Origin of the sequence: Caloramator australicus RC3 (assembly GCF_000297115.1) — a bacterium.
Classification (GTDB): Bacteria; Bacillota; Clostridia; order Clostridiales; family Caloramatoraceae; genus Caloramator; species Caloramator australicus.
Genome location: NZ_CAKP01000125.1, coordinates 16,601 through 28,767 on the forward strand (window position 1 = coordinate 16,601; position 12,167 = coordinate 28,767).

Sequence of the window (12,167 nt, forward strand, 5' to 3'; positions counted from 1 at the left end):
GGTGGAAAAACCACCCATCATTTAATTTCAATATATTTGCTTTCACTTCTAATATACATCGGCTTACCGTCGGTATTTTTTTCTGCATAAACTTTATATATCCCTGCTTTATCTAAAACTATAGTTGCTATTCCCTCCTCATTTGTGTTAATCCTATTTTCTCCAAAGCAAACTATAGCATCCTTTACAGCACTACCATTCGATGTCACTTTGACTTGGACTTGTGAGTTTAATTTTATATCGCCAAGAATTTCTATACTTAGTGGTTTTATTCCCCAATCTCCATAATAAACTAATATATTATCATTATCTTTTATTTCATAATCCGCCATTCCTGAATTTGGTTCAGCATAATTTACCATATACATCCAGCCATCCCATCCGCCAAAGGATCCACTTTTTATTTCTGCTATTTCATTTATAAATGGTGCCCCATAATCATAATTTACACTAAAACTAATATTGTTTTCTATTAATGCCCTAACTAAAGCAGCATAGGCAGATGGCTTTTCTGTGACATAGCTTTTCCCTTGAAGGTCATAAACTATTTTATTACCAGTTCTTACTTCAGCATCAAGTATGGTTTTATCGGGTGCCTCAACTCTAACTTTTGTTGTGAAACTTTTTTCTACCGGTTCAAAATTTCCTAAAACAACTTTTAACGCTTTACCGTCCTTCTTTAATATTAACCTATAGTTTAAATTATTTAAATTAAAATTCTTAGAAAATTTAATTATGCCGTTGTTGCTTTTAGCAATAAGTAAATTCTTTTCACCATTTAATAAAATATTTGCTTCATCGTAATAGTTAGACTTTACAATTAAATCAAGTTGTTTAACATCCTTAAAATAAGAAGAATATAGAATATTAAAGCTAGAACTTTCTTCTCTATTTATAGCCTTATAGTAATTACCCCTCATACAAATAATATTTTTATATGCATTTTTCTTATTTACATAGCTTAATAAACTTCTTACAACTTGATTTGTAGCTATATCATCGACTTTCCCACTTTTAATATGTTTAAAACCACCAGTCTTATCCTTGTATAACAGCAATTCATTTATTATGTTTCTATTGTTAATGATATATTTTGACAAATCATCCCCTGATGATACAGCCGCCTGAAGGATCCACGCAATCGTTTCTGCAGTTTGTTGCTCTTTAGGCAATTTCTTTAAGTTATTTTTTAAATAGTTTAAAGCCTTATTAACAGATGCTGAATTTTTATTTCTACCTGCCATTGTCAAAGCTGTGATAGCCATTGCAGTAATATCTAAATCGCTTTTTCCTGAAATGACTAATGGAAATCCTCCGTCCTTATTTTGATTTTTTTCCAAATATGAAATTGCAGCGCTCCTATTGTAGCTCTCCTTTAAAGTTTCTAAAGCAATAATGCTCCATATATGACTATTTAAAAAATTCTCGTTTGTTCCATTGATCATATCTTTAAATTTGCCATTAGAAAGTTGTGAGGATTTTAAAATTTCAACTAAATCTATTCCATTAAAATTTCTAGGATCATATCCGGAGGCAGTTATAGTTAAAATATGTTTTGCATAGCTTGTTGTCCAATTATATGAGAGCTCTTTTAATATATCGCTGCTTTTTAAATCGATATATCTTTTACCGTTAAATTTGATGTTATCTAATTTGTATCCTGCCATTGCAAGTGCAATTGCATCCCAGTCTTGTATGCCTTTTGTTTTTGTCTTTGTGAGTAAGTATTTCAAAGAAGAATTAAGAGCAGTCTTGGCATTGTTAAAGTTACTTTTAGAACTTGCAAGCGCATTGAAGTTTAAAGATATCATAAAAACTATAATCAATAATAAGCTTAATAATCTCTTTCCTAAATTTTTCATTTTTAAATCCCCCTTTTACGGTGTTAAATCTTTTATAGTCCATCCCTTATAATCAAAATTTAATATATCCCCATCTTTTAAGATGATATCCTTTGCGCCCACCTTTGTTTTTTTGCCATTCAAATAAATGAACCAGTCGTAGCCTAAAATACCTTTTTGAATATCTTCTTGTGTAAGTTCATTTTGAGGAATGGAGGCAATCCCATTGATTTCCTTAATAAAACCTCCAACTTCATACACCTTTGCATTTTCTTTTAATATTTGTAGAGCGTTTTTGGATGATAAGGTTTTTACCGTTTTATCAAATATTATTTCATTACCATTTTCTTTTGATATAATCAGTCTAATATTGATCTCCTTATTTTGAACTTTTTTAGTAGTAGCTTGTAATTCTTTTTTTGTATCCTGAGTTTCTTTGCTGCTTTTGTTAAATTCTTTAACAGGTAAGTTATTAGGGTCTTTGTTAGCTACATTTAACTTCTCATTGCTTTGTTGTATTGATGTTGAACTAATATTTTGTTTTGAGGTATCAATATTTTGACTTTTTACACTAGCACATGATATAAATAATAAAAGGATTAAAATTATACTTAACAGCCTTTTCATAAATTCACCCCCTTTCTTCATCAGAGGGAAAACAAAAAAGCCCGGAAAGGGCTTATTAACATAAGCTTTCCCTTCCCTCCGAAGGTTTTGCTCCTAATATACAGGCAGGTTTCCTGGCTCGTGGATCATCTTACTCCCTGGCCTTCCCAATTAGGTGGCTTTTCAGGTTTCATACCCACTTACAGTAGCGGGGGCTGCAGCGGATTTTCACCGCTTTCCCTTTTAACCCCTGTAGGGCACCTGTATATTTATTAAGTTTTATAGTATTAATTATATCACTAGATACAATTAATAACAATATTCATTTAATTCTGCTAGCGTTATAAATCTTATAAATTTTGCCTTTCTTAGTTGACACTTATCTAATATCTTAAAATTATATTTTTCAATAGAATCCTTCATATCCTCTAAAGTTACAAATACTGCTCTTTTTGCTAATCTTGCAGTATGTTTAATTATATCCTCTTGTATTTTTTTAGTAGTTACCGATAAGACACCATACGGTAGATCAACTATAGCTGCATCAAAATGTTCATTTATATCTTTAATATCACTTCTTTTTATAGCATCAGGATAATTAAAGAAATTAAGATTTTCTCTTGCTCCCTTTACAACCTTATAATTTATATCATAGCCTTTAATATCTATTCCCATCGACAATGCCTCTAAAACCACTGTCCCAATTCCGCAACAGGGATCAACTACTTTTAAATTTAGATTTTTGCCAACTGCTATGTTAACCAATGCTCTTGAAACCCTTGAAGTTAAAGAATTACAATATTGAACTGGTTTTTTATCATGTATATGCCAAACACCTTCATTTCTAAGCAATTGTCCTACTATCCATTTATTCTCAAAATCTATAACGCCGATTTTAATTAAGGGATCATGAATAGCTACTTTGCCTTTAATAGCACTACCAATAATGCTTTCGACAAAATGCTTTTTATTTAAATCCATTCTTTCAAATAAACTTATATATTGAACCTTATAATTATCATAACTTAGCTCCATAGTTTTAATTTTTTCAGCTAAGTTTTTGATGTCACAATCCTCAGCATCAATTTTAATACTATATTTAACATAGGGACTTCTATTTACATCTACATAATCTTCATAAAAAAAATATTTTTCTTTTAAATCTATTCCAAAAAGATGTCTAATTTCCATTTTGCAAAGTTCATTTTCTCCATCCGGAAAGTTAACATAGTAAAAATACATATCTTCACCAACCCTAAATTATTTATAAAAACAAATCCACCTTAAAGGTGGATAATGTGGTGCGGGCGAAGGGACTTGAACCCATACGCTCTAAGGCCCTAGATCCTGAATCTAGTGCGTCTGCCAGTTCCGCCACGCCCGCATATTTCTAATAAAATTCTATCATCATTTATTTTAATTGTCTATATTTTAATCATTGTGATTCAATTACATCTTCAACTACTTTATCATCAATACTAGTTTGTGTTATGACTTTTTTTGTTCCAATTCTAACCTTCCCCTTTGCTGGCTTATAGTAATCCTTAGATAACAACTCTTTTTTTATTAAAATACCATCTTTATATATTTTTCTATAAGTTACAGACTTTACCCCATCGATTGGCTTTGCTTCAACTATCTTTTGACCCTCAGGCAATGTTGGATCTTTTATATATTCTGTAGTTGTTGGAATTCTTTCTATTATTTCACTTTCTATTACTACTTTTATATTTGGGTTTTCATTAGCCCCATAAAAAATTACATTTACATAAGAGTTAGATACCCATGCCTTTATATATATAGGTGCATTACTGGTATTTTTAAACTTAAAATCTATTGAAGTGCCTGAAATAGTAGCATCGCGCCCTGGAGGAACATAGGAAACTTTAAGCCCATGGGGGCGTCTCTCAATTATATCGAAATTAGCTAATAATGCTGCATTGTAAACTGTTGTAGTAACCTGACATATACCACCTGCAAGTCCAGGAACCAATGTCCCATTTATTATCACTGGAGCTTCCTTGTATCCTTTTGAAGCTACCCTTGGGCCTAAAACCTTATTCATTGAAAAAATTTCGCCAGGCATAAGCACAGTGCCGTCCAAACTTTGAGCAGCTATTTTTAAATTACCAGTTCTATTAACATCTGAAGGATTGAATTTTGTTGAAAAAACTGATATCTTTTCTTTTATTTTTTCTAAATCTGAAGATTTTATCTTAGCTTCAACTTTTAAAGTTGGAATATGAATTTCTTTATTTTCTTTATTTTGAATAGCATCTACTATGAGGCTTTTTAAATTTTCTTCATCAACTTTAATGCCATTTTCTTCTTTTGTAATAACAAAATTCTGACCTACTAACTTAATTGTTGCATCTTTAAAGGGCTTATTTATTTCTCGGGAAATCTTTTGAACAATTTTGTCTATATTAGTTTTATCATAACTTAAATCTAATGTAATATTTACACTTGAATTTAACAATTTGATTCTTTCGATAGTTTGTCTAAAAATATTCCCTTCTTTTCCAATTAATAAAGCCTTATCCACAGCTTCTTCGATATTATATCTTACATTTAAATCCTTAAAGGTTGTCTTGAATATTCTATCTTGATAAGTAAATTTAATAGTTTTTTCTTGTAATGGCTTATTAAACTTTTCATCTAAAAGACCTATTGCTTCCTCCTTTGTCATTTCACCAACATTTTCATTGTTAATATAAATGCCTTTAAATATTTTATTGTTATTAGCACTTGTTTTTAAAAAAGCCGACACAGCTGGAACAGAAATTAAAATCAAGATAAATACTATAAGTGCTGCCTTAGCGCCTTTATTCATAAAAGATCCTCCTAAGAAATTTTTAAGTTAAATTAGTTTATTCTACAAAAAAGATAATTTTCCTTCTAAATTAAAAATATTTTTTTATTTATTTTCTGCGAAATATTTACAAAAATCTCTTAATTTACACAAGTCACATTTAGGTTTCCTAGCAGTGCAAATTTTTCTTCCATGCCAGATAAGCCAATGGTGTGCTCTAGACCAATAACTCTTTGGGATATTCTCCATTAGTTGTTTTTCCGTCTGCAAAACATCTTTAGCATTTGCAAGGCCTAATCTATTTGCAACTCTAAACACATGTGTATCAACAGCAATTGCATCCTTTCCAAAGGCATTTGAAAGGACAACATTAGCAGTTTTTCTCCCAACCCCAGGCAGTTTTATTAAATCTTCCATTTTATTTGGAACATTTCCATTAAACTGTTCAACTATAATTTTACTAGCTTCAATAATATTTTTTGCCTTTGTCTTATAAAGTCCACATATTTTTATATAACCTTCTAATTCCTGTGGAGTTAAATTTGCAATATCATGGGGTTTATTATAATCCTTAAAAAGCTCAGCTGTAGCTTTATTAACAGTTTCATCAGTAGTTTGTGCCGATAGTATTGTAGCTATTAGAAGTTCGTAGGGTGTTGTATAATTCAAAGCACATCCCAAATTTCCATATTCCTCTTCTAATATTTTAATTATATCCAAAGAATTATTCATATTTTCACCCCTAAATAATAATATAAAAAGGGCTTAAAGCCCCTTTTATATTATACCCATTCTCTTTCCTACCTTTTCATAAATAGCAACTGCTTCATCGAGCATATCCTTAGTATGTGCTGCAGTAACAATATTTCTAACCCTTGCTTTTCCTCTTGGAACTGTAGGATAAGCAATACCTTGAGCAAAAAGTCCTTCTTTAAATAATTCATCGCTAAATTGCATTGCCTTTGCTTCATCACCAATTATTACTGGTGTAATTGGTGTCTCGCTCTTTCCTAAGTCAAATCCTAATGCAGAAAGCTTTTCTTTAAAGTATTTTGCATTATCCCAAAGTCTATCAACAAGCTCACTGCTTTCTGATAAAATTTCGATTGCTTTTAATGCAGCAGCAGCTGCCCCTGGAGTCATTGCAGTTGAGAAAAGGAATGGTCTTCCTCTATGTTTTAACCAATCAATTAATTCCTTTGATCCTGCAACGTATCCGCCAACAACTCCTATCGCCTTTGAAAGAGTTCCAACCTGAACATCAACCCTTCCATATAACCCAAAGTGTGAAACAGAACCGCTACCATTCTTTCCTAATACACCTGAAGCATGAGCATCATCTACATAAACAAAGGCATCAAATTCTTCAGCGATTTCAACTATTTCAGGTAGCCTTGCTATATCTCCATCCATAGAGAATACTCCGTCAGTTACAATCATAAATTTCTTATACTGGCCACTTTCATAGGCTTCCTTTAAAGTTTTTCTTAAATCATCCATATCGTTATGTTTATATCTTAGAATTTTAGCTCCTGATAATCTACAACCATCTATAATGCTTGCGTGATTTAGTTCGTCGGATAGAATTGCATCCTCTTTTGTCATTAGAGCACTAACTGTTCCCATATTGCAGTTAAATCCTGATTGAAATACTATAACTCCTTCAGTTTTTTTGAATTTTGCAAGTTTTTCTTCAAGTTCTTCATGAATATCTAAAGTTCCTACAATCGTTCTTACTGCGCCAGCTCCTGCACCATATTTTTCAGTAGCCTTGATTGCAGCTTCTATTAATCTTGGATCATTTGCAAAACCTAAGTAATTGTTAGAAGATAAATTTATTACTTCCTTTCCATTGATAATGCACTTAGGGCCTGTTGGACCTGTAACAACAGGAAGTTTCCTATAAACCCCCTGAGCCTTTAATTCCTCCAAATTTTTAACTAAAAAATCATGTAATGTTTTGCTCCCCATTTTTACACCTCCAAATTATATTCATATCCTAGATTTATTTTACAATATTTCTATATTAATGTCTATTATTTCTGCCCTTCCATCCTGCTCAATTTGTCTAAAAATTGAATTTAAAGTTGCATCTACTACCTTCTTATCGCTGCCTACAGTTGCAATACCCAATTCGCATAGTTGCCATTTATCATTTTCTCCAACTTCTGCTACTGAAGCATTATGCTGCATTATTTTGGATATTAAGCTCTTTACTATTTGTCTTTTTTCCTTTAAAGAATGTGGTGTAAAAAATTTTAATTTAATATTTGCAATTCCAACTATCATTTATAAACTCCCCTATACTCATCTGGTAATAGTTCAGCTATCTTTTTCATTAAATAATTTAAACAATAATTATCATATTCTTCTTTATTCATTCCTTCAATTTTTTCTGGTAAACTAAAAGCTTTTCCTATATTTACAGTAACATCTGCCTTAAAAAATCTTTCCTTCCCCATATCATCGTCATTAATAGGCATAAGCTTTTCTGTTCCATAAAGTCCAATCGGAACTATTGGAACATTACACCTTCGTGCAATTAAAATAATTCCTTTTTTACCTTCTATCATTTTTCCAGTTCTTGAACGTGTTCCTTCAGGAAATATCATCAGAGAATGTCCTTCTTTAATAACATTTATACTTTTTTTAATTGCCTCAATATCAGCTGAATTTGGGTGAATTGTAATAGTGTTTACCGATTCAATGCCTATTCGACTTAATGCTTTAGACTGTAGCTTAACTCCAGCAACAAAATAAGGATCAAAATCCTTTAATACTTTATTTAATATAAGTCCATCAGAATTGCTTAAATGATTCGCTATAAAAATGACTGGTGATTTTAAACTAGCGAGATTTTCATAATTTTTAACTTCAATATGAGCATATTTGTTTAGAGTATAGTCAACAATTTTTTTACAAATAGGCTTATAAATACTTTCAGGTAAAGTAAATAAAAACTTGCCTAAAATGTCTTTTAACATTATATCATCCCTTCGTAATAATTCTTCTTTAGTCTAATCATTACAATATAACATTTATTAAGAAGGATAAGATGCTAATAACAATATAACCTATTATTGCAGAGCCAAGGCCGCTTACAATAAAACCTGTTGTAAACATAGAAACCAGCATTAATAATATTCCGTTAATTACTAAGGTAAAAAGTCCTAAAGTAACAACGTTAATAGGTAAAGATAAAATTAACAAAACAGGTTTTATTAAAGCATTTGCTAATCCCAAAACAATTGCTGCAACAATCGCAGTCCCAAAGCTGCTTATGTGTATGCCTTCAACTAAATTTGCAGTTAAATAAATAGCCGTTGCGTTTATTAATGTCTTAGCTAAAAAACCTTTGTCATCCCTTTTTGGCATTAATATCCCCCCATCCTTTTTAAATAATATTCTACATAATATGAAAAATAATCGTCGTTAATTAAAGATTTTATTTTAGCATGACCTTCATTAGTTCTACTATTAGCTAAGGCAATAATAAGGTTTCTTTGTAGTATTTTTTTCCCCCTCCAGCCGCCAGAAGTTTTTTGATATGTTTCTTTAAACCTTTTATTTGACATATTTAAAAAGTCTTCTGCTACTATATTTATATTCCACTCTTCAGGCATAAAATCCTTTATGTTTGAAAATAAAGCTCTTTTATTTAAAGGGCAAACATCCTGACAGGTATCACATCCATAAATTCTATTGCCCATTTTGGCCATTTCTTCATAAGTTAGTCCATCTTTTTTCTGGGTAATATAGGATAAACATTTTTTAGAATTTACATAATAAGGTCTTTCAATTGCTCCTGTTGGACAGGCCTTCATGCAAATCTCACAATCACCACATTTTGATTCAATTGGAATGTCAGGTTCAATATAAATGTCTGTAACCAACTCCCCTAAAAAAACGAAGGAACCATATTTCTCAGTGTATATATTTGTGTTTTTTCCGTAAAACCCTATTCCACTCATATATGCAATTTCTCTATCATGTAAGGGCCCTATATCACAAAAGTAGAAGGAATTAGCATTAAACTCTTCTTTTAAATATATTTGTATTTTATTTAATTTATTATATAAAACTTTATGATAATCTAATCCCAATGATGATTTTGAAAAATATGGTTTATTATAATCGATCTCCATCGTTCTATAGGGAACAGCTATTGATATAAAGGATTTAGCATTTTCCATAATATTCTTTACATTAGTTCTTTTATATTCATCTTGCTCCTCAAACCCTGACAAATGTCCATTTAACCTTTTTTCTCTTAATCTATTAACAAACTCATCCTTAAAATTTATACTTGAAAACCCAATGTATTCAATGCCAATATGCTTTGCATAATTTATTATTTTTTCCTTTATCATCATTTCACCCCAGGGTTTTAAACTTTTAGGACACATTATTAGTATAAATTGTTTTTTAAAATTCCACAATAATAAATAGAAAATAATATGGAGGGATAACAATGAGAAGAAAGGTAGCCGTTGAAAGAAATCTACAAAACGTAAGACAATACTTTGAAAGCCAAGGATATAAAGTTGACATATTTGATGGTCCTCAAATTCATAACATTAAAGGCAATAATAACTATGATGCTATAATCGTAGCAGGAGGAAATAAGGATTTTCTTGGCATTCAAGATGCTGAAAGTAAAACCCCTGTTATCGATGCAACTGGCATGACAGCACAAGACATATATAATCGCGTTACTAAATTAGAATTTTAAAACCCAGGTGAAGCCTGGGTTTTAAATCCATAATCCATATATAACATTATTTAAATTTTCTTTATCCTTTATCGATTCGTAATCTATTTTAACTACTTTACCTGGGATTCCAACAACTGTCCCATATGGTGGGACATCCTTTAGAACAACTGAATTGGCACCGATTTTAGCATTATTACCTATTTTTATCGGTCCTAATATTTTAGCTCCTGCTCCAATTACCACATTATCTCCAACGGTCGGATGACGTTTAACATTCTTTTCCTTTCCTGTTCCACCAAGGGTCACTCCATGAAAAATAGTTACATTGTTCCCTATCTCGGCCGTTTCTCCTATAACAACTCCCATCCCGTGATCTATAAAAAGACCTTTGCCTATTTTAGCACCTGGATGTATTTCTATACCCGTTCTATGCCTTGCAAATTGAGATATCCATCTTGCTATCACAAAGTGTTTTCTGACATAAAACCAATGGGCAATTCTGTGATAAATTAATGCGTGTAACCCCGGATATAAAAGAATAACTTCCAAAAGACTTTTCGCTGCCGGATCCTTCTTTAATATATTTTTTGCCTCTTCAATAATCATTTTAAACATACTAATCACTCCTCAAATAGGTCTGTTGATAAATACCTTTCACCTGTATCAGGTGCTACTGTAACTATCCTTTTTCCCTTTCTTAAGTCCATCGCCTTACTTAATGCAACAAAAATTGCTGCACCAGATGATATTCCAACTAATATCCCTTCTTTTTTTGCTAAATCTCTTGATGTTTGGAATGCTTGTTCTGCTGTAACAGTTATAACTTCATCGATTACATCTTTATCAAGTATATCAGGAATAAACCCTGCGCCTATGCCTTGAATCTTATGAGGGCCTGGTTGACCTCCAGATAGAACCGGAGAATCTTTAGGTTCTACAGCAACAATCTTTATATTAGGAATTTCTTTTTTAAAATTCTACCTACCCCAGTTATGGTTCCTCCTGTTCCAACACCGGCAATAAACATATCTATTTTACCTTCCGTTTGCTTTAGTATTTCTTGCGCAGTTGTTTTCATGTGAATTTGAGGATTGGCTATATTCTTAAATTGCTGCGGCATAAAATATCCATTTTCCTTTGCTAATCTCTCAGCTTCCTCAACAGCACCCCTCATACCCTTTTTACCATCAGTTAAAACAAGCTCAGCACCATAGGCCTTCATGAGTTTTCTTCTTTCAATACTCATAGTTTCTGGCATAACTAAAATAACTTTATACCCTTTTGCAGCACCAACCATTGCAAGTCCTATACCTGTGTTTCCGCTTGTCGGTTCAATAATTGTGTCTCCAGGTTTTATTAATCCTATCTCCTCAGCTTTTTCAATCATAGATAAAGCTATTCTGTCCTTAACACTTGATCCCGGGTTAAAGGACTCTAATTTCACTAGCACCTCAGCCATTCCTTCATCAGTCAATCTATTTAATTTAATCATTGGTGTGTTTCCAATCAATTCATAAATGCTGTTAAAAATCATATATACTCCCTCCAATTATATTTATTTTTCCCTGTGCACAGGACAATTAAAAAACTATATAAAAAAGCCTTCACCTCTTGTTCAGAGGCGAAGGCTTAATCTCCGCGGTTCCACTCTGATTGGGACAATAATCCCATCTCTATCCGGCACCATCATGCCGTCCCACTATAACGGGTGGACCCGTCTCAGCCTACTGAATTTCAGCCTAACGCTCACAGGTGCACTTCAGCTATACTTTTGTGTAGGACTCTTCCAGCCAAGGAGCCCCTCTCTGGCCACTCCATATAGCCTACTTTCCCTGATCACAGCGTTTAATTCCGATTAATTTACTCTGATTTTATTATATGATTTTTAATTAACTTTGTCAACAATCTAATGTTAAATGATAGTGTCAAGATATTGTAGGTTAATTTTTATAGACAACCCCTTAAATTAGCTAGTTTCAAGGCGTTTGTTAAATTTAAAAAACTTAAATTATATTTTCATATTTTATTGATTTTAATATCCTGTAAATTGGCGTTACTTTCCCTATGTTCAATATCGTTATATTATTCATAACTTCACGTGAAGATTTATTTATCTTTCTTATCGCTTCTTTTATTTTCTTCTTACTTACCTTGAAGGCTTTTTCATCTTCCTTAAACACACTTATTTCCCTTA

At 31.8% G+C, this 12,167-nt stretch carries 12 protein-coding genes, 1 tRNA gene, 2 pseudogenes, 1 riboswitch and 1 other annotated feature; of the genes and pseudogenes, 1 reads left to right on the plus strand and 14 read right to left on the minus strand.

Translation table 11 applies throughout. The annotated features are described in order from the left end of the window. Positions 1-17: 17 nt before the first annotated feature. From CAAU_RS12005 to queG, 11 genes are all read right to left on the minus strand, one after another. Positions 18-1,862, minus strand: coding sequence for a DUF4430 domain-containing protein (locus CAAU_RS12005; RefSeq protein WP_008909707.1), 1,845 nt, complete (start codon positions 1,860-1,862; stop codon positions 18-20). 15 nt (positions 1,863-1,877) lie between these two features. Next, positions 1,878-2,468, minus strand: coding sequence for a DUF4430 domain-containing protein (locus CAAU_RS12010; RefSeq protein ID WP_008909708.1), 591 nt, complete (start codon positions 2,466-2,468; stop codon positions 1,878-1,880). 86 nt (positions 2,469-2,554) lie between these two features. After that, positions 2,555-2,727, minus strand: a riboswitch (cobalamin riboswitch). Between the two features lie 29 nt (positions 2,728-2,756). Continuing rightward, positions 2,757-3,689, minus strand: coding sequence for a TRM11 family SAM-dependent methyltransferase (locus CAAU_RS12015; RefSeq protein WP_008909709.1), 933 nt, complete (start codon positions 3,687-3,689; stop codon positions 2,757-2,759). A 57-nt stretch (positions 3,690-3,746) separates the two neighbouring features. After that, positions 3,747-3,831, minus strand: a tRNA-Leu gene (locus CAAU_RS12020). Between the two features lie 51 nt (positions 3,832-3,882). Continuing rightward, positions 3,883-5,280 carry a VanW family protein gene (locus CAAU_RS12025; RefSeq protein WP_008909710.1) on the minus strand — a complete coding sequence of 466 codons (1,398 nt, stop codon included), beginning with the start codon at positions 5,278-5,280 and terminating at the stop codon, positions 3,883-3,885. Between the two features lie 84 nt (positions 5,281-5,364). Continuing rightward, positions 5,365-5,991 (minus strand): endonuclease III, encoded by a 627-nt coding sequence (gene nth / locus CAAU_RS12030; protein WP_008909711.1) that lies wholly within the window; start codon positions 5,989-5,991, stop codon positions 5,365-5,367. A gap of 45 nt (positions 5,992-6,036) precedes the next feature. After that, positions 6,037-7,230 carry a glycine C-acetyltransferase gene (locus tag CAAU_RS12035; RefSeq protein WP_008909712.1) on the minus strand — a complete coding sequence of 398 codons (1,194 nt, stop codon included), beginning with the start codon at positions 7,228-7,230 and terminating at the stop codon, positions 6,037-6,039. Between the two features lie 39 nt (positions 7,231-7,269). Next, complete coding sequence (locus CAAU_RS12040) at positions 7,270-7,548, minus strand: DUF503 domain-containing protein (protein WP_008909713.1); 279 nt, start codon at positions 7,546-7,548, stop codon at positions 7,270-7,272. Then, a complete protein-coding gene (locus CAAU_RS12045) occupies positions 7,545-8,243 on the minus strand; it encodes a lysophospholipid acyltransferase family protein (RefSeq protein ID WP_008909714.1) in 699 nt (232 codons plus the stop codon). The genes CAAU_RS12040 and CAAU_RS12045 overlap by 4 nt, the downstream gene beginning before the upstream one ends. 40 nt (positions 8,244-8,283) lie before the next feature. Beyond that, on the minus strand, positions 8,284-8,634 hold the full coding sequence (locus tag CAAU_RS12050; protein ID WP_008909715.1) for a phage holin family protein: 351 nt from the start codon (positions 8,632-8,634) through the stop codon (positions 8,284-8,286). Continuing rightward, positions 8,634-9,629: a tRNA epoxyqueuosine(34) reductase QueG gene (queG, locus tag CAAU_RS12055; protein WP_008909716.1), complete on the minus strand. Its 996-nt coding sequence runs from the start codon at positions 9,627-9,629 to the stop codon at positions 8,634-8,636. The genes CAAU_RS12050 and queG overlap by 1 nt, the downstream gene beginning before the upstream one ends. A gap of 101 nt (positions 9,630-9,730) precedes the next feature. Between queG and CAAU_RS12060 the strand changes: the two genes are divergently transcribed. Continuing rightward, positions 9,731-9,991: a YkuS family protein gene (locus CAAU_RS12060; RefSeq protein ID WP_008909717.1), complete on the plus strand. Its 261-nt coding sequence runs from the start codon at positions 9,731-9,733 to the stop codon at positions 9,989-9,991. 21 nt (positions 9,992-10,012) lie between these two features. On the opposite strand, the gene epsC is transcribed toward CAAU_RS12060, so the two are convergent. The 3 genes and pseudogenes from epsC to CAAU_RS12075 all read right to left on the minus strand — a co-directional run. Further along, a complete protein-coding gene (gene epsC, locus CAAU_RS12065) occupies positions 10,013-10,588 on the minus strand; it encodes a serine O-acetyltransferase EpsC (RefSeq protein ID WP_008909718.1) in 576 nt (191 codons plus the stop codon). Between the two features lie 5 nt (positions 10,589-10,593). Beyond that, positions 10,594-11,507: pseudogene (gene cysK / locus CAAU_RS12070) on the minus strand (cysteine synthase A). Between the two features lie 80 nt (positions 11,508-11,587). Next, positions 11,588-11,822: a binding site (T-box leader), on the minus strand. Between the two features lie 154 nt (positions 11,823-11,976). Beyond that, positions 11,977-12,167, minus strand: a pseudogene (locus tag CAAU_RS12075) (UPF0236 family protein); the annotation flags it as partial.